The organism is Microterricola pindariensis (assembly GCF_002936985.1).
Taxonomy (GTDB): Bacteria; Actinomycetota; Actinomycetes; order Actinomycetales; family Microbacteriaceae; genus Microterricola; species Microterricola pindariensis.
The window spans coordinates 1-18,234 of record NZ_MPZN01000061.1 but is presented as its reverse complement, the minus strand read 5'-3'; the positions used below and the strand labels follow the sequence as shown (position 1 = coordinate 18,234).

The window sequence follows — 18,234 nt, the reverse complement described above, 5'->3', positions numbered from 1 at the left end:
ATCTCGTCCTCGTCGAGGCCGGCGCGGGAGAACGCGTCGAGCATCAGCTCGACCGCACCCAGCTCGCCCGGGCCCTGCGTGGTGAGAACGGTCGCCTCGATCGCAACCGCCGGGTAAAGCACGAAGTGGTGCAGCGTGGCGGCGGCGAGCTGGCGCAGTCGTTCCTGCCATTCGGAGGGGTCGGCGGTCACATCCGTGACGCTGCGCATGATGACCTCGTCCAGCAGCGCCTGCATCAACTGCTCCTTGTTGCGGAAGTGCCGGTAGATCGCGGTCGGGTCAGTGCCCAGTCTGTTCCCGAGCTCACGCACCGAGATCGAGAGGCTCCCCGGCTTCGCGGCGAGTTCCAGGCCCGCTGCAATGATCCTGTCGCGGTCGAGCGGAACCCGCGCCGGCCCACCTGCATTGGGGTGCGCGCTCGGGCGCTTCACCGCTGTAGCCATAGTCGCCATCCGATCGTCAACTGTCGTTGTTCCATGCTGGCATGCTCGCTCGCGACATCGGCTCCGATGACGGGGTGTGGCACGCAGTCAGCATAACGAGTTGTACATCAGCGTTGTCAACACTGTTGACAAGATTGACTTTCACTGAATAGTCTCGGCACGTCTGGCCCATTCGACGAGGAAGCGGGAACTGAGTGAGTGCTGTAGAGATTCTTTTTCAAGGTGGTGCGGTCTTCACCGGTTCCGGTGAGCCGCTGACGGGTCGTGCCGTCGGGGTGTCCGATGGCCGCATCGTCGCCATCGTGCCCGAGGGGGACGCGGCGGCCCTCATCGGCGAGAACACCCAGGTTGTCGAACTGAACGGCGCGCTGCTCGCACCGGGCTTCCAGGACGCACACATCCACCCCGCCGGCGGCGGCGTCGAGATGCTCACCTGTGACCTCAGCGGCTCAGAGAGCGCCGACGAGTCCATCGCCAGGGTGAAGGCCTATTTCGAGGCCAACCCCGGCATCGAGTGGATCGCCGGTGGCGGCTGGTCGATGGACCACTTCCCCGGCGGCGCCCCCGTGCGCACCCTGCTCGACGCCGTCGTGCCCGATGTGCCCGTGCTGCTGAACAGCCGCGACCACCACAGCGCCTGGGCCAACTCGGCGGCGATCGCCCTCGCGGGGATCACCGCCGAGACCCCGGACCCCGCCGACGGCAAAATCGAGCGCGAGGCCGACGGCACACCGGCCGGCACCTTCCACGAGGGCGCTGAGACGCTCTTCGCCCACGTGCGCCCGTCGATCAGCGCGGATGTTGCATACGCCGGCCTGCTGGCCGCTCAGGAGGCGCTCATTTCCCTCGGCATCACCGGCTGGCAGGACGCGCTGATCGGCGGTGCCGTGAGCGGCGTCGAGGATCTGCAGGGCGTCTACGAGCGGGCGGTCCGCGAGGGCACACTGCGCGCCCACGTCGTCGGCGCGCAGTGGTGGGAGCGCTCCGGCGGTCTCGAGCAGGTCGAGGAGATGCGCCAGCGCCGGGAAGCGGTGAAGGCCCTCGGTCACGAGGACCGCTTCTCGCTCGGCACGGTCAAGATCATGGTCGACGGCGTCGCCGAGAACCAGACCGCCGCCATGCTCACCCCGTACCGCGACAGCCACGGCCACGTCACCGGCAACAGCGGTCTCTCCTTCGTCGACCCCGAGCTGCTCCGCGAGATTGTCTCCCAGCTCGACGCCGACGACTTCCAGGTCCACTTCCACGCGCTCGGCGACCGGGCCGTCAAGGAAGCGCTCGATGCGCTGGATGCCGCGCGCGAGGCCAACGGTGAGACCGACGGCCGGCACCACCTGGCGCACCTGCAGGTCGTCGACGAGAGTGACACCGGCCGATTCGCCCCGCTCGGCGCCGTCGCCAACATCCAGGCGCTCTGGGCAACCCACGAGGACCAGCTGGACGAGCTGACCCTGCCGTTCCTCCGAGAGGGCGCGGTCGACCGGCAGTACCCCTTCGGCGACCTGGTGCGCGACGGCGCCCGCCTCGCGGCCGGCAGCGACTGGCCCGTCTCCAGCGCGAACCCGATCGAGGCGATCCACATCGCCGTCAACCGGATCTACCCCGGTGGTGACACCCCGCCGCTCGGTGGCGCGCACCAGCGCCTCAGCCTCGCAGATGCGATGGCGGCCTACACCTCCGGCACCGCCTACGTGAATCACCGCGACCACGACACCGGCTCCGTGCGCGAGGGCTACCTCGCCAACCTCGTCGTGATCGAACCCAACCCCTTCAGCCTTCCGCAGGAGGAGATCTACAGCGCCAGCGTGGTCTCCACCTGGATCGACGGCACCCTCGCCTATTCACGCAACGACTGACCAAGGGAGTACACAGCATGTCCACCTCACGCACAGCCTCAACGCGCCGGCCGGCGCGTCGACGCACCGCCTTCATCGCGGTCGGAGTTGCCTCCGCGCTCGCCCTCACCGCCTGCTCGGCCCCGGCCGCGCAGGACGACGGCGGCAGCGCCATCGACTGGGAGCTGACGACCCAGACGGCCGCGCCGTCCGGTGACATCGACTCGTACAGCTGGGCGAGCTACGCCGAGCCGTTCACACTCGACTACGCCTACGCCTTCGACTACGCCGACAACCAGGTGCTCGCCAACGTGTGCGAATCGCTGCTCCGGCTGAACCCGGACTACACGCTCTCGCCCGGCCTCGCGGAGTCGTTCGAGCGCCCGGACCCGCTGACCTGGGTCTACAACATCCGCCCCGGCGTCACCTTCCACGACGGAACCCCGCTCACCGCGGCCGACGTCGTGGCATCGATGAACCGCATCATCGACCCCGCCGTTGGCTCGTCCTGGTACTCCGTCTACCAGAACGTCGTCTCGATCGAGCAGACCGGCGACATGCAGGTGACGGTGACGACGGGCATCCCTGACTCGCAGTTCAACCTCGGCATGGGAGGCTCGGCCGGCGTCGTCGAGTCCGCGGCGACCCTCGCGGCGGCCGGCACGGATTACGGCAACTCCTCTGGCGGTGTCAACTGCACCGGCCCGTTCAGCCTCGACAACTGGCAGCAGGGCGAGAGCATCACGCTCAAGCGCAACGACAACTACTGGGACAAGGACCTGACCGCCAAGTCGGGCGAGATCAAGTTCGTCTTCATCAACGACTCCACGGCCCGGGTGAACGCGCTGAAGTCCGGCGACGTCGACGGCGCGTGGATGATCCCGTTCGACGCCGTGCCGCAGCTTCGCGACTCCGGCGCCGGCGAGGTGTACTTCGGCATGTCGACGGCGGTCTCCAACCTCGTCGTCAGCAACCTGGAGGGCCCGCTTGGCGACCCGAACGTGCGCAAGGCGCTGCTGATGGCCATCGACCGCCAGGGCATCATCAACGCGGCGTCCAAGGGCGTCGGCGACATCTCCGACGTGCACACGACGAAGTCCGTGTGGGGCGAGGCGAGCGACGCTGCGGTGACCGAAGCGTTCGACAGCATCGAGAACTACCCCTACGACCTCGAGGCGGCCAAGAAGCTGGTCGAGGAGTCCGGCTTCGCGGGCGAAGAGCTCACCTACGTCACGGCCCCGATCGGCTCCGACTTCAACATCATCGCCCAGGCGACTGCTGCCGCCGCCGAGGCGATCGGGCTGAAGGTGAAGATCCAGACGGTCACCCCCGGTGCCTACACCGCGCTGTTCTCCGACCCGAGTGCCCGTGAGGGTGTCGACCTGTTCTACACCGTCTGGTACCTCTCGAGCCCGGACCCGCTGGAGATGTACGGCGTCCTGCGCACCGGCGAGTTCAGCAACTACGGCAACTGGTCCAACCCCGAGTTCGACGCCATCGTCTCTGAGGCCCTCGGCGTCGACGACCCGGCGGCGCGTTCCGAGCTCACCGCCCAGGCGCAGGTCATCGCCAACGCAGAGCTGCCCTGGCTGCCGCTGTTCACCGGCCCGATGCCGATGTTCATGGGCGAGCGCGTGACCGGCGTTGCCCCGTCGATCGCGTTCCTCTACTACCCATGGGCGGCGACCATTGGCGCTCGCTAGCAAGAACAGCCCCGCCCCGTCGCGCCTCCGGGCCGGCGGGGCGGGGCTGCCCACCCCGCTTCCCTTCAACACCCCAGAACTCAGCAGAGGAGGTGCGCGATGATGCTCGCACGTCGGATCGGCGGCAAGCTCGGCTCGCTCGTCCTCACCCTGTTCCTCGTCTCCCTCCTCGTCTTCTTCTCCCGCTTCCTCGTCCCCGGTGACCCCGTTAGCTTCCTGCTGCGCGGTCGCAAGCCCAGCCCAGAGGCCATCGCAGCGGTGACGGAGCAGTACGGCCTGAACCTGCCGGTCTGGCAGCAGTACATCAACTGGCTCACCGGGATCCTGCAGGGCGACTTCGGCCGCTCGCTGCAGTTCCGGCAGGACGTTTCGGTCGTCGTCGGTGAGCGGTTGCCCGTCACCCTGATGCTCGTCGTCATGGCCGGGCTCATCATCGGAGTCCTCGGTTTGACCTCGGGCATCATCGCCTCGCTCAACCGGGGCCGGCCGCTCGACCGGGCCATCCTGATCGGGCTGACCATGCTGGGCGCCATCCCCTCCTTCGTCGGGGCGATCGTGTTGATCGCCATCTTCGCCGTTCAGTTGGGCTGGTTCCCGACATTCGGGTCCGGCGAGGGCTTCGCCGACACGATCTACCACCTCACGCTGCCCTCGATCGCGCTGGCGCTCGTCTTCGTCGTGCTGGTGGGCAAGGTGACGCGCTCCTCGATGGTCGAGCAGCTGGGCCGCGAGCACGTCGAGGTGGCCACCAGCCGCGGGCTCCGCCGCGCCGTCGTGATCCGCCGCCACGTGTTCAGGAACGCCATCGGCCCCATCCTCACCGTCAGCGGCCTGCTCGTGGCTGGTCTGCTCGTGGCCAGCTCCATCGTCGAGGCGGCCTTCGGCGTCGCCGGCATCGGCTCTCTGCTAGTGCAGTCCGTCGACCGACTCGACTTCCCTGTCGTGCAGGCGATCGTGTTGCTCGTCGTGACGGCATTCGTCGTCGTGAACGGCATCATCGACGTCCTCGAACCGTGGATCGACCCGCGTTCAGCGGCAGGAGGGAGCGCCCGATGAGCGCACCGACACCAACCATGGCCGTGCGCATGATGCGCGCCCCACGACTGAAGAGGGCCGCCAGCTGGTACACCGTCAGCCTCGGCGTCCTCGTCGTGATGACGCTGGCGGCAGTCTTCGCCCCGTTCATCGCCCCGTACGACCCCAACTTCGTCAACCTGAGCGCGGTCTACCAGGGGCCGAGCCCGGCACACTGGCTCGGCACCGACTCGCTGGGACGCGACACCCTGAGCCGAATGATCTTCGGCGCCAGGACAGCCCTGCTCGGCCCGTTGCTGGTGGTCGTGTTCTCGACCATCCTCGGCATCCTGCTCGGCCTCCTGGCAGGGTGGCGCGGCGGCTGGATCGACTCGGTGCTCGGGCGTCTGTTCGATGTCATCTTCGCCTTCCCGTCGCTGCTCATCGCCATCATGGCCGTCGCACTGTTCGGCAAAGGCCTGGTCGCGCCCGTCATCGCGATGAGCATCGCCTACGCCCCGTTCGTGGCACGCCTGACCCGCCAGCTCATCGTCTCCGAGCGCAGCCGCCCCTACGTGGCTGCCTACCGAGTGCAGGGCTTCAGCGGGCCATGGATCGCTCTGCGCCGGGTGCTGCCCAATGTGACGCCGATCGTCGGCGCGCAGTCCACACTCAACTTCGGCTACGTGCTCGCCGAGCTCGCCGGACTCTCCTTCCTCGGCCTCGGCGTGCAAGCGCCGACGGCCGACTGGGGAGCCATGATCAACGAGGCCCAGGCAGGACTGACCGGCGGCTACTTCCTGCCGGCGATCGTGCCAGCGGTGGCCGTCGTGATCGTCGTCGTCGCCGTCAACATCATCGGAGAAGAATTGTCTGATCGCATCGGTGGGGGAGTTCCCGCATGACGCTCTTGGAGATCAGCGAGCTGACGCTGGACCTGCCGAACGGCAGCCGGCTGCTCGACGGCATCAGCCTGAGGATCGAGGAGGGCGAGACCGTCGGCCTCGTCGGCGAGTCAGGTTCGGGTAAGTCTCTCACCGCACGCGCCGTGATCGGCCTGCTCCCCGACCAGGCGCGGACCACTGGGTCCGTCCGCCTCGGGCAGACCGAGGTGCTCGGGGCGTCCGTGGCGGAGCTGCTCGAGCTGCGCCGGCACACCGCGTCCATGATCTTCCAAGACCCGCGGGCCGGCATCAACCCGATGCGTACCATCGGCGACCACCTCACTGAGGCGTTGCGCCTCTGCGAGGGGAAATCGGCCGCCGAGGCCAACGCCCGCGCCAAGGAGCTCCTCGCCGCCGTGCGCCTGCCGCGCCCGGAAGACCACATGCACCAACACCCGCATGAGCTCTCCGGCGGCATGCTGCAGCGCGTCATGATCGCCGGCGCGCTCACCAGCTCGCCACAGCTGCTGATCTGCGATGAGCCGACCACGGCCCTGGACGTCACCACCCAGGCCGAGATCGTCGCCGTGCTCTCCGAGCAGCGCGCCAGCCGCGGCATGGGCATGCTGTTCATCACGCACGACCTGAACCTCGCGGCGTCTCTCTGCGACCGCGTCTACGTCATGTCCGGCGGCAAGGTCGAGGAGCACGGCACGGCGCGCGCGGTCTTCGGGAACCCGCAGACGCCGTACACCCGGCGGCTTATCGAGGCGACGCCGAGCATCTCGCTGAGCGCCGCGGAGACGGCGGCGCTGGCACAGCAGAGCGGCACGCTCACCGCGGCCGGCCAGGGCGAGACAGAACCGATGCTCGCGGTCGAGGGACTCAGCAAGTCCTACCGGCGTCGCGGCAAGGCGACGGTGGACGCCGTGAAGGCCGTCTCCGTGTCGATCCCGCGCGGTGGCGCCCTCGGCGTCGTCGGTGAGTCCGGCTCGGGCAAGTCGACGCTGGCGCGCATGATCGTCGGGCTCGAGAGCGCCGACGCCGGCGGCATCCGTGTCGACGGCCGCGATCGCACCACGGTGCCCCGCACCCGCGCCGAACGGCTTGCACACGCCCGCTCCGTGCAGATGGTTTTCCAGGACCCGTATCTCTCGCTGGACCCGCGGATCGCGGCCGGCCGCTCGATCGAGGACGCCCTGCGACTGCACGGCACACTCGACTCGCGCGCGGCCCGCAGCCGCGTGCTGGAGCTGCTCGACCAGGTCGGGCTCGCCGAGCAGTATGCGGACGCGAGGCCACGCACCCTCTCTGGCGGTCAGCGCCAGCGGGTCGCGATCGCCCGCGCGCTGGCCATCGAGCCGGATGTCCTCGTGATGGACGAGGCGACCAGCGCACTCGACGTGTCGGTGCAGGCCCAGGTGCTCGACCTCGTGGCCGACATCCGCAAGGCCCGCGGCCTCACCGTGCTCTTCATCAGCCACGACCTCGCCGTCGTGCGCCGAGTGTGCGATGAGACGGTGGTCATGAAGGCCGGAGAGATTGTGGAGCGCGGGCAGTCGGTGCAGCTGCTGGCCGCACCGCAGCACCCGTACACCCGCCTCCTGCTCGACTCAATCCCGCGCCCGGCGTGGGAGAGTGACCCGCGGGAATCTGCCGCAGCGAACGCCTGAGCGCCGCCGACCGCTAGACATGTGCTGTGGGGTCCAACCCGCAGCAGCCCCTGACGGGCGAGCTTGCCCGTCGAAACGCTACAAAGCACACACACACAACGAAGCACACACAACGAAAAGGATGCACAGTGACCGCGCACCGCACGGTATTCGAACGATCAGCCCCCTCCCGGGCCGCCGTCAAGCAGGCGCTGGAGGGCGCCGTGCCACGGCCGTTCTGGCTCGACGACATCGCAGAGGGGCGCACGGAATACCCGGCACTCGCGGGCGACGCCGCGGCCGACCTTGTGGTCGTCGGCGGCGGGTACACCGGGCTGTGGACGGCCCTCCGCGCGGTGGAGCGCACACCCGGGCGCACCGTGACACTGCTCGAATCGGAGACGATCGGCTGGGCGGCATCCGGGCGCAATGGCGGGTTCTGCGAGGCGAGCCTCACCCACGGCGAGGAGAACGGGCAGTCCCGCTGGCCGGACGAGATGGAGACGCTGACCCGGCTCGGCCTGGAGAACCTCGACGCGATCGCGGAGACCATCACCCGCTACGGCATGGACTGCGACTTCGAGCGCACCGGCATGATCGCCGTCGCCGTGGAGCCGCACCAGGTCGAGTGGATCGCCGGCGACGGCACCGACGAGAACCTGTTCGCCGACAGCGCGGCCATCCAGGCCGAGATCGCGTCGCCAACGTTCCTGGCCGGCCACTGGGAGAAGGACGGCTGCGCGATGGTGCACCCGGCCAAGCTCGCCGCCGAGCTGGCCCGCGTCTGCGTCGAGCTCGGCGTCACGATCCACGAGAACACGGCCGTTCAGCGCATCGACGAGGAGGGCGAGCTGATCTCGGTCGTCACCGAGCACGGCACGGTGCGGGCGCCGCAGGTGGCGCTGGCCACCAACGTGTTCCCGTCGCTGCTCAAGCGCAACGCGCTGATGACGGTGCCCGTCTACGACTACGTGCTGATGACGGAGCCGCTCAGCGAGGCACAGATGGAGAGCATCGGCTGGACGCGCCGGCAGGGGTTGGCCGACATGGCCAACCAGTTCCACTACTACCGGTTGAGCGCCGACAACCGCATCCTGTTCGGTGGCTACGACGCGATCTACCACGCCGGCCGCAAGGTCAAGACCGAGTACGAGGACCGCCCGGAGAGCTTCGAGAAGCTGGCCTCCCACTTCCTCACCACGTTTCCGCAGCTGGAGGGCGTGAAGTTCACGCACCGCTGGGCGGGGGCCATCGATGCGAGCACGCGTTTCTGCGCGTTCTACGGGGTGGCGCGCAAGGGGCGGGTGGCGTATGCCGCCGGGTTCACCGGCCTCGGCGTGGGCGCGGCCCGCTTCGGTGCCGACGTCATGCTCGACAAGCTGGCGGGGGAGAAGACCGAGCGCACCGAGCTCGAGATGGTGCGCAAGCGCGGGATGCCGTTCCCGCCCGAGCCGGCGGCATCCATCGGCATCAACCTCACCCGCTGGTCGCTCGACCGGGCCGACCACCGCGAGGGCAAGCGCAACCTGCTGCTGAAGACGCTGGACTCGCTGGGCCTCGGCTTCGACTCCTAGCGGGCCCCACCCCCCCCCCGTTGGCTCGAGGGAGCGCGCGGCGCCCTCGAGCCGACGTGGGTTCTGCCGCCGGCGCGCTCAGACGCGGGCGAGCTCGGCGGCCAGGGGCAGCGCGAGCGTGCCCCAGTCGTTCACAGTCACGTCGGTGAGCCCCTGCCACTCGGCGGCGGCGCGCACCAGCGGCGCCACCTGGCCAGCGATGTCGGGGGAGACGCCCTCCTCGTGCCAGGCGGACTGCACCCGCAGCACGCCGGCCTGCCGGTCGTTCTTCAGGTCGATCCGGCCGACCACCTTCTCGCCGAGCAGGATCGGCAGCGAGTAGTAGCCGAACACCCGCTGCGGCGCCGGCGTGTAGATCTCGATCCGGTAGTGGAAGCCGAACAGCCGCTCCGCGCGCTTGCGGTCCCACACCACCGGGTCGAAAGGCGAGAGCAGCGCGGACGCCTCCACCCGGCGCGGCACGCGGGCGTCGCGGTGCAGCCAAGCCTGCTGCTTCCAGCCCTCCACGCTCACGGGCAGCAGCACGCCCTCCTCTGCCAGCGACTGCACGGCCGCCACCGTGTCGGCGCGCCCCATCCGGAAGTAGTCTGCGAAGTCGCCGGCGGTGCCGATGCCGTGTGCCACGGCCGCATGCCGCACGAGCTCACGCTGCGCCTCCGCGCGGGGCACCGACTTCTCGAGCACGGAGGCCGGCAGCACCTGCTCCGGAAGCGCGTAGTTCCGTTCGAACCGGGTGCGTCCGGCCGAGGCCAGCTCGCCCCAGCGGAACAGCACCTCGAGCCCGATCTTCACATCCGACCAGCCCCACCACGGGCCGCTCCTCTTGTTCGCGTCGTGCTCGATCGCGCTGGCCGGCATCGGCCCCTTCTCGGCGAGCTCCGCCTTCAGCCAGTCGATCATGGGGGCGTTCGCATGCGCCCACGCCGAGAGGTCGGCGACGTGCTTGTCGCGGTAGTGCTGCATCCGCCAGCGCAGCAGCGGCCATGTCTCCACCGGGATCACCGCCGCCTCATGCGCCCAGTACTCGACGTAGTCGCCGCCCCGGGCAAAGGTCAGCGCGTCGAGCGCGGCCTTGTCGTACGCGCCCAACCGGGCGAACACCGGCAGGTAGTGCGAACGCTCGAAGACGTTGACCGAGTCGAGCTGCAGCAGCCCGATCCGCCCGATCAGCGCGTTCAGCTGACGCTTGCCGACGGCGGCGGGGCGCGGCCGGGCGAAGCCCTGCGCGGCCAGGGCGATGCGGCGGGCGGATGCCGCGGAGACAGTGTTCACCATGAGAAACGACACTAGCGCCGGCATCCGACACCATCGAACCGCGCCCCGGCCACGGCACCGAAACAGCCCCGCAACAGCGCAGCAACCGCCCCGCACGCGCGCTCCATCCGCGCTTCACCGGCCGTTCACGCCGCAACAGCCAAGCGGAAATGTGCCCTCCGTACTCTCGCAGAGGCTCGCAACGGTTCCAACGCCCCACACAGCAGGAGCGGCCGCCGCGACCCACCGGAGGACACGTGTTTACCAAGCGCACTTTGGTCGCTGGCATCGCAACCGCAGCCGCCCTGACCCTGGCCCTCACCGCCTGTGCCGGTGAGACCTCGACGCCGGGAGCCGGCGGGGCCGATGCCGCAACGGCCACCAGCCTCAGCAGCTTCGGGACCCTCGCCGACCTGGAGGCGGCAGCGAACGCGGAGGGCGCGCTCAACGTGATCGCCCTGCCGCGCGACTGGGCCAACTACGGCGCCGTGCTGGACGCCTTCAGCGCCAAGTACCCGGGCATCACCATCACCGAGCAGTCTCCGGACGTCTCCAGCGCCGAGGAGATCCAGGCGGCCAAGACCAACGCCGGCCTGGACACCGCGCCGGACGTGTTCGACCTCGGCCTCACCGTCGCCCTGCAGAACACGGCGCAGTTCGCGCCGTACCAGGTCGCCACGTGGGGCGACATCCCCGATGCGCTCAAGGAGGCGTCCGGCCTCTTCGTCGGCGACTACGGCGGGTACATGTCCATCGGCTACGACTCGTCCAAGTTCGACGCCCCCGCCGCGCTCCAGGACCTGCTCGGCGCGGACTACAAGGCCGCCGTCGCGATCAACGGCGACCCGACCCAGGCCGGCGCCGCTTTCGCCGCTGTCGGGCTCGCCACCGTGCAGAGTGACGGGACCCTGGACGACTTCCAGCCCGGCATCGACTTCTTTGGCGAGCTCAACGCCGCGGGCAACATGCTCAAGGTCGACGTGACCACCGCCACCGTGGCATCCGGTGAGACCCCCGTCGTCTTCGACTGGGACTACCTGAACGCCGCGCACAAGGCCGACAACAAGAACTGGGAGGTCGTCATCCTGCCCGGCACCGGCTACGCCGGCTACTACAACCAGGCGATCAACAAGGACGCCCCGCACCCTGCTGCTGCCCGCCTCTGGCAGGAGTTCCTCTACAGCGACGAGGGCCAGAACCTCTGGCTCGCCGGCGGTGCGCGCCCGGTGCGCGCCGACGCCATGGCGGATGCGGGAACGATCGACGAGAAGCTCTTCGCCGCCCTCCCGGACAGCCCGGCCGACACCGTCGTGCCGACCGAGAAGCAGAGCACCGCAGCCGGCACGCTGCTCGGCCAGGTCTGGGCCGCGGCCGTCAACTGACGCGCGGACACCCAGACACACTGACACTCAGACTCACTGACGCTCAGACACGCATGTCGTTACTGACAACGACGCCCGTCGGGGCTGGCCAGTCCGGCCAGCCCCTGCGGCGCGTTCCCCCCGCCCCGCGGGTGCGCCGCATCCGCGCCGACATCCTCGGCCTGCTGCCGTTCGCCAGCTACCTGCTGCTCTTCCTCGCCGTGCCGACGGTGCTCGCGGTCGGCAGCGGCTTCTTCGATTCGAATGGCGGCTTCACCCTGGACAACGTGGCCGCCCTCGCGGAGCCGGTCATCGTGGCCACCTTCGCCAACTCGATCGGCCTCTCACTGCTGACCGCTGTGCTCGGCGCGGTGCTGGGCGCCCTGCTCTGTTACGCGCTGCTCGGATTCCGCGCCGACGGCTCCGTGCGTGCGACGGTCGCCGCGCTGAGCGGCGTGCTGGCCCAGTTCGGCGGCGTCATGCTTGCCTTTGCTTTCGTCGCGACGATCGGGCTGCAGGGCCTCGTCACCGTCTGGCTGCGCGAGAGTTGGGGCATCGACATCTTCGCGGAGGGCGCCTGGATCTACGGCCTGCCCGGGCTGGTGCTGCCGTACATCTACTTCCAGGTGCCGCTCATGGTGATCACGTTCATGCCGGCTTTGACCGCGTTGAAGGGCACCTGGGTGGAGGCGACGCTGACGCTCGGCGGCACCCGCGCCGCCTTCTGGCGGCGGGTGGCCTTCCCCGTGCTCGCCCCGTCGTTCCTGGCCAGCTTCTTGCTGCTCTTCGCCAACGCCTTCTCCTCCTACGCGACCGCGGCCGCGCTGGCGAGCCAGGGCTCGCAGATCGTGCCGCTGCAGATCCGGGCGGCGCTGACCAGCGAGACGGTGCTCGGCCGGGAGAACCTGGCGGGTGCCCTGGCCCTCGGCATGATCGTCGTGATGGGCCTCGTGATGTGGGCGTACGCCGTCGTGCAGGGCCGTGCGGCCCGGTGGCAGAAGTGACCGGCGCCGTGCGGGAGCGCCCGCCCGCGCTCGCCCCCGGCGCCGTCGGCAGCCGGGTGATCGTCTGGATGATCGGCCTGCTCTTCGCCATCCCGCTCGTCTCGATGGCGGAGTTCACACTGCGCGACGGCGACGGCGGCCACAGCCTGGTGCACTGGTTCGCGCTGTTCGACCCGGCGAACCGGGCCAGCTACAGCCCGATCTGGATCGGGCTCGGCAACTCGCTGGTGCTCTGCATCGGCGCCGCCGCGATCGTGCTCCTGCTCGTGCTGCCGACGATGGTGTTGATCGCGCTGCGGTTCCCGCGCCTCCGCCGCCCGTTCGAGTTCCTCTGCCTGCTGCCCATCTCGATCCCCGCGATCGTTCTGGTGGTCGGCCTGGCCCCGGTTTACCTCGTGATCGGCCGCACCATCGGAACGGGCATCTGGCCGCTCTCCCTGGCCTACGGCATCACCGTGCTGCCCTACGCCTACCGCGCCATCCAGGCCAACATCGACGCCGTTGACATCGCCACCCTGGCCGAGGCCGCCCGTTCACTGGGCGCCGGCTGGGGCACGGTGCTGCTGCGCGTGCTCGCCCCGAACCTCCGCACCGGCATCCTCGCCTCCCTGCTCATCGCCGTCGCGGTCGTGCTCGGCGAGTTCACCATCGCGTCGCTGCTGAACCGGCCCAACCTGCAGACGGCGCTCTTCGTCGTCAACAAGCAGGACCCCTACGTGGCCGTGATCCTCTCGTTGCTCGCGCTCGGCTTCGCCTTCGCGCTGCTGCTCGTGATCGACCGAACCGCATCCATCGGCGTGCGCCGCGGCACCCGCCCGCCCACATCAGCCGAGAAAGTGACCCCATGAACGCGCACACCGGCAGCACCGTCGAGTTCTCCGACGTTTCCAAGAGCTACGGCAAGCAGCGAGTGCTGCACGGCTTCGACCTCACCGTCGGCCCGGGCGAGCTCGTCTCGCTGCTCGGGCCCTCCGGCTGCGGCAAGACGACCGCGCTGCGCGTACTGGCCGGCCTCGAGGATGCCACGTCCGGCGCCGTGCTCGTCAACGGCGCCGACGTCTCCCGGCAGCCGACGAACAAGCGCGACATCGGCATGGTGTTCCAGTCGTACTCGCTCTTCCCGCACCTCAGCGCAGTGCGGAACGTGATGTTCGGGCTGGCGATGCGCCGGATGCGGGCACGCGAGGCCGAGAGCCGGGCGCTGGCGATGCTGGAGCTGGTCGGCCTCGGCGCGCACGCCGAGCGCTACCCGCACCAGCTCTCCGGCGGCCAGCAGCAGCGGGTCGCCCTGGCGCGGGCGCTGGTGACCGAGCCCCGGGTGCTGCTGCTCGACGAGCCGCTCTCGGCCCTCGACGCGAAGGTGCGGGAGCAGCTGCGCGAGGAGATCCGGCGCATCCAGCTGCGCCTCGGCATCACCACCGTCTTCGTCACCCACGACCAGGAGGAGGCGCTGGCGATCTCGGACCGCGTCGCCGTGATGAACGCGGGCGGCATCGAGCAGATCGGCTCGCCGGAACAGCTCTACACCCGCCCGGCCACCCCGTTCGTGGCGCGCTTCGTCGGGCAGAGCAACCGCGTCCGCGGTGTCGCCCGTGGCGGCATGGTCGATCTCTACGGGCACCAGGTTCCCCTGCTGGAGCATGCGGATGCCGCGGGCACCGTCGAGGTGCTGGTGCGCCCGGAGGACATCGAGCTCTCGTCCGCCGGCATCCCCGCGGTCGTCCTGGCCTCCAGCTTCCTCGGGTCGATGCGCCGGACGAGTGTGCGGCTCGGCGACGGGACCGTGCTCGTGGTGCAGCATTCCGTCGGACAGAACCCGCAACCGGGGGAGTCCCTCGGTATCGGATGGAGCGGCCGGGCCGTCGCGCGCAGCTCCACAACCGAAACGGCATATATGCGGCAATAGACTGTGCAAATGACCGATTCAACGGGTAAACGCACGGGCGGGCGTTGGTTTCCGTGGCGTGCCAAACGGAAAGAATCCGTACAGCTCTCGGCGGGGGCAACAGTAGCACCGGCCGCGGAGGCGCTGCCGAGCGAGGAGCAGATCGCGCAGTCGCTGCCGACCGGCGTTCGGCTCGGGGCGGCCTGGTCGTGGCGCCTGCTGCTGATCGGCGCCATGATCGCCGTCCTCATCTTCCTCATCGTCCAGCTGCGACTGATCGTGATCCCGGTGCTGGTGGCCGTGCTGCTGTCGGCGCTGCTCAGCCCGCTGGTGGGCTTCCTGCACCGCCACCGCTGGCCGCGCGGCCTCTCCATCGCCGTGGCGATGGTCGGCATCCTGGCCCTCGTCGCGGGGCTCATGGTGCTCGTGATCACACAGATCGCGCGCAGCTCGAGCGCGCTGAGTGAGCGAGCCATCGAGTCGTTCAACCAGCTGAAGCAGGCGCTGCTGGACTCCCCGCTGCAGCTGACCGAGACGCAGATCAACACCTTCCTGGCGCAGGTCATCGATGCCATCCAGCAGGACAGCCAGATCTTCATCAGCGGTGCGCTGAGCTTCGGATCCTCGCTCGGCCACTTCGTCGCCGGCATGCTGATCGCGCTGTTCGCCACCCTGTTCATGCTGATCGACGGCAAGGGCATCTGGGGCTGGGCCGTGCGCATCTTCCCGCGCCGGGCCCGTGCGGCCGTCGACGGCGCGGGCAAGGCCGGCTGGACGACGCTCGGCAACTTCGTCAAGGTGCAGATCCTGGTGGCCTCCATCGACGCCGTCGGCATCGGGCTGGGCGCGGCCCTGCTGCAGGTGCCGCTGGCCATCCCGATCGCCGTGCTCGTCTTCCTCGGCTCCTTCATCCCGATCGTCGGCGCCGTCGCCACCGGTGCGGTCGCCGTCGCCATCGCCCTGATCTACAACGGCTGGCCGATCGCGCTGGCCATGCTCGGTGTCGTGCTGCTGGTGCAGCAGATCGAGGGCCACGTGCTGCAGCCGCTCATCATGGGCACCGCCGTCAAGGTGCACCCGCTGGCCGTGGTGCTCGTCGTCGCCGCCGGCTCGATGCTGGCCGGCATTCCCGGCGCACTCTTCGCCGTGCCCGTCGCGGCCGTGCTCAACGTCATGGTGCACTACATCTCCAGCGGGGTCTGGCGGAATACTCCGCCATTCCCACAACCCGCGCCCAGCGCGCCGCTCTGGAGCACCGTCCCACAGACCCGGCCCGGCTACCGCCGCACCGAGACACCCACCCCGTCCGCCCCCACGCAAGAGAATCGACGCAATGACTGACAACGCCACAACCTCCACGCTGATCGGCCCCACGCTGGCCGAGATGCAGATTGCTCGGGGAACTGTCGCGGCGGTCGCTCAGATTACGCCCGTCGAGACCTCGCGCTTCCTCTCCGAAGTGCTCGGCTCGCCGGTGCTGCTCAAGTGCGAGAACCTGCAGCGCACCGGCTCCTACAAGATCCGCGGTGCCTTCAACCGGCTCTCCGCACTCAGCGCAGAAGAGCGTGCGCGCGGCGTCGTCGCGGCATCCGCCGGCAACCACGCCCAGGGCGTCGCACTCGGCGCGCGCGAGCTCGGCATCAAGGCGACGATCTTCATGCCCACCAACGTGCCGCTGCCCAAGCTCGAGGCCACCCGCGACTACGGCGCCGAGGTGGTGCTGAGCGGCTCGATCTTCGGCGAGACGCTGGCCGCAGCCGCGGCCTTCGCCGAGGAGACCGGCGGCACCTTCATCCCGCCGTATGACCACCCCGACGTCGTCGCCGGGCAGGGCACCATCGCGCTCGAGCTGCTCGAGCAGGTGCCCGACCTCGACACCGTCGTCGTGCCGATCGGCGGCGGCGGCCTGATCTCCGGCGTCGCCAGCGCGTTCAAGCAGCACGCGGCAGCCGGCGGACGCCAGGTGAAGGTCATCGGCGTGCAGGCCGAGAACGCCGCCTCCTACATCGCCTCGCTCGACGCCGGCACCCCGGTCAACATCCCGGTGAAGCCGACCATCGCGGACGGCATCGCCGTGTACCGCCCGGGCGAGCTGAACTACGTGATGATCCGGGATGCCGTCGATGAGATCGTCACCGTCAGCGAGGATGACGCCGCGCGCGCCCTGCTCGTGCTGATGGAGCGGGCCAAGCTCGTCGTCGAGCCCGCCGGCGCAGTCTCCGTCGCCGCGATGCTGGCCGGCAAGATCAAGAACAGCGGCACCACCGTCGCGATCCTCTCCGGCGGCAACATCGACCCGCTGCTGATGCAGCGCGTGATCAGCCACGGCCTGGCGGCATCCGACCGCTACCTGACCATGCGCGTCATGCTGATGGACCGCCCGGGCGAGCTCGCCCGCGTCGCCGCCATCCTCGCTGGCGTGCGCGCCAACGTGATCGAGGTGCTGCACACCCAGCACGGCCCCGACCTGCAGATCACCGAGGTGGAGCTCGACATCACCGTCGAGACCCGCGGCCCGTCCCACGTCGAAGAGGTCATCGCGGCCCTCCGCGCGGAGGGCTACGAGCCCAAGCTCGACAAGCGCCGCAACTAGCCGCTCCGGCACCTGTTACACGAAAAGAGCGCTGGGCGCCGCCCCGAGGGGTGGCGCCCAGCGCTCTGCGCGTGTGCGGGTCGTTACTGGCCGGACCAGGTCTCGACGTTGTTGATCACGACGGCGATCTGCTTGCCGTTCGGGGCAGTGTAGCTGGTGCTCGCGCCGACCTTGAGGCCGAGGATGGCCTCGCCGAGGGGGCTCTGCGGGCTGTACACGTCGTAGTCGCTGTCGCCGGCGATCTCGCGGTCGCCGATGAGGAACACGGTCTCGTCGCCGGCGATCACCGCGGTGATCACGGTGCCGGTCTCGACGATGCCCTTGCTCTCGGGGGCGTCGCCGACCTCGGCGCGCTTGAGCAGATCCTTGAGCTGGCGGATGCGGGCCTCCTGCTTGCCCTGCTCGTCCTTGGCGGCGTGGTAGCCGCTGTTCTCCTTGAGGTCGCCCTCTTCGCGCGCAGACTCAATCTTGGAGGCGATCTCGACGCGGCCGGTGGTCGAGAGAGCCTCAAGCTCGGCGCTCAGGCGGTCGAAGGCCTCCTGTGTCAGCCACGTAACGCTCGTGTCGGATGCCATCGCTTCTCCTTGGATTGAGCGATGCGGACGGAGTCCGGGCATCGCCAGAAATGTTGCTCGTGATAGTGCACGGGGTAAAGCTGACGCCCCGACTGGTCAGCCGGGGCGAAACCCTTATTTTAGGCGAGCCAGCAGCGGAAAATCAACCCTGTGTTGGCCGGGAGGGCAGTGCGCACGGTGTCGCTGAAGGCCTGGGTGAAGCGGTCGGATGCCGGCACGTCGACGATCTTCCAGCCGACGACGGTGAAGTCCTCATTGAGGGCCTGCACCGCGCAGCTGGCGCTCTCGCCGATCGGCATCGACACCTCGTAGTCGACCCGGACGGTCTGATCGTCGATCACCGTGTGGGCAACATCCCGGGCCTCGACCATCGGCTTGCTGCCGTCCAGGCCGGCCCAGACCACCCAGGCGACGAGCACGACGGCGAACACGGCCGCCGAGATGATCAGCGTCAGGC

The 18,234-nt window shown here is 69.3% G+C and carries 16 protein-coding genes; 12 read left to right on the top strand and 4 right to left on the bottom strand.

The features are described 5' to 3' along the window. A partial coding sequence (locus GY24_RS14255; RefSeq protein ID WP_233279379.1) for a TetR/AcrR family transcriptional regulator occupies positions 1 to 443 on the bottom strand: 443 nt, incomplete at its 3' end. Positions 444 to 637: 194 nt separating this feature from the next. On the opposite strand from GY24_RS14255, the gene GY24_RS14250 reads away from it, so the two are divergent. The 6 genes from GY24_RS14250 to GY24_RS14225 all read left to right on the top strand — a co-directional run bounded on the left by GY24_RS14250 (position 638) and on the right by GY24_RS14225 (position 9,105). Continuing rightward, the gene (locus GY24_RS14250) at positions 638 to 2,299 is read left to right on the top strand and encodes an amidohydrolase (RefSeq protein WP_104476874.1); all 1,662 of its coding nucleotides are present in this window, start codon (positions 638 to 640) and stop codon (positions 2,297 to 2,299) included. Between the two features lie 17 nt (positions 2,300 to 2,316). Then, positions 2,317 to 3,981, top strand: coding sequence for an ABC transporter substrate-binding protein (locus tag GY24_RS14245; protein WP_104476872.1), 1,665 nt, complete (start codon positions 2,317 to 2,319; stop codon positions 3,979 to 3,981). Between the two features lie 99 nt (positions 3,982 to 4,080). After that, entirely contained in the window at positions 4,081 to 5,037 is a 957-nt protein-coding gene (locus GY24_RS14240) for an ABC transporter permease (RefSeq protein WP_104476870.1), read from the top strand. After that, complete coding sequence (locus GY24_RS14235; protein WP_104476868.1) at positions 5,034 to 5,900, top strand: ABC transporter permease; 867 nt, start codon at positions 5,034 to 5,036, stop codon at positions 5,898 to 5,900. The genes GY24_RS14240 and GY24_RS14235 overlap by 4 nt, the downstream gene beginning before the upstream one ends. Then, positions 5,897 to 7,552 carry a dipeptide ABC transporter ATP-binding protein gene (locus tag GY24_RS14230; RefSeq protein WP_104476866.1) on the top strand — a complete coding sequence of 552 codons (1,656 nt, stop codon included), beginning with the start codon at positions 5,897 to 5,899 and terminating at the stop codon, positions 7,550 to 7,552. Before GY24_RS14235 ends, GY24_RS14230 begins: the two co-directional genes overlap by 4 nt. A gap of 128 nt (positions 7,553 to 7,680) precedes the next feature. Continuing rightward, on the top strand, positions 7,681 to 9,105 hold the full coding sequence (locus tag GY24_RS14225; RefSeq protein WP_104476864.1) for an NAD(P)/FAD-dependent oxidoreductase: 1,425 nt from the start codon (positions 7,681 to 7,683) through the stop codon (positions 9,103 to 9,105). A 78-nt stretch (positions 9,106 to 9,183) separates the two neighbouring features. Here the strand turns inward: GY24_RS14225 and GY24_RS14220 are convergent, their stop codons facing one another. Beyond that, positions 9,184 to 10,380 (bottom strand): winged helix-turn-helix domain-containing protein, encoded by a 1,197-nt coding sequence (locus GY24_RS14220; protein WP_104476862.1) that lies wholly within the window; start codon positions 10,378 to 10,380, stop codon positions 9,184 to 9,186. A 254-nt stretch (positions 10,381 to 10,634) separates the two neighbouring features. Between GY24_RS14220 and GY24_RS14215 the strand changes: the two genes are divergently transcribed. From GY24_RS14215 to ilvA, 6 genes are all read left to right on the top strand, one after another. Then, on the top strand, positions 10,635 to 11,741 hold the full coding sequence (locus GY24_RS14215) for an ABC transporter substrate-binding protein (RefSeq protein WP_233279378.1): 1,107 nt from the start codon (positions 10,635 to 10,637) through the stop codon (positions 11,739 to 11,741). A 53-nt stretch (positions 11,742 to 11,794) separates the two neighbouring features. After that, positions 11,795 to 12,724 carry an ABC transporter permease gene (locus GY24_RS14210; protein ID WP_112287920.1) on the top strand — a complete coding sequence of 310 codons (930 nt, stop codon included), beginning with the start codon at positions 11,795 to 11,797 and terminating at the stop codon, positions 12,722 to 12,724. 68 nt (positions 12,725 to 12,792) lie between these two features. Then, positions 12,793 to 13,572: an ABC transporter permease gene (locus GY24_RS14205; protein WP_104476878.1), complete on the top strand. Its 780-nt coding sequence runs from the start codon at positions 12,793 to 12,795 to the stop codon at positions 13,570 to 13,572. After that, on the top strand, positions 13,569 to 14,630 hold the full coding sequence (locus GY24_RS14200) for an ABC transporter ATP-binding protein (RefSeq protein ID WP_104476858.1): 1,062 nt from the start codon (positions 13,569 to 13,571) through the stop codon (positions 14,628 to 14,630). The genes GY24_RS14205 and GY24_RS14200 overlap by 4 nt, the downstream gene beginning before the upstream one ends. 9 nt (positions 14,631 to 14,639) lie before the next feature. Further along, positions 14,640 to 15,950 carry an AI-2E family transporter gene (locus GY24_RS14195; protein ID WP_104476856.1) on the top strand — a complete coding sequence of 437 codons (1,311 nt, stop codon included), beginning with the start codon at positions 14,640 to 14,642 and terminating at the stop codon, positions 15,948 to 15,950. After that, a complete protein-coding gene (gene ilvA / locus GY24_RS14190) occupies positions 15,943 to 17,202 on the top strand; it encodes a threonine ammonia-lyase (RefSeq protein ID WP_193953596.1) in 1,260 nt (419 codons plus the stop codon). The genes GY24_RS14195 and ilvA overlap by 8 nt, the downstream gene beginning before the upstream one ends. 83 nt (positions 17,203 to 17,285) lie before the next feature. Here the strand turns inward: ilvA and greA are convergent, their stop codons facing one another. Both greA and GY24_RS14180 read right to left on the bottom strand, forming a co-directional pair. After that, a complete protein-coding gene (greA, locus tag GY24_RS14185; RefSeq protein ID WP_083364614.1) occupies positions 17,286 to 17,777 on the bottom strand; it encodes a transcription elongation factor GreA in 492 nt (163 codons plus the stop codon). A 119-nt stretch (positions 17,778 to 17,896) separates the two neighbouring features. Then, positions 17,897 to 18,234 (bottom strand): DUF4307 domain-containing protein (locus GY24_RS14180; protein WP_161498750.1); only part of this gene is annotated, 338 nt, incomplete at its 5' end.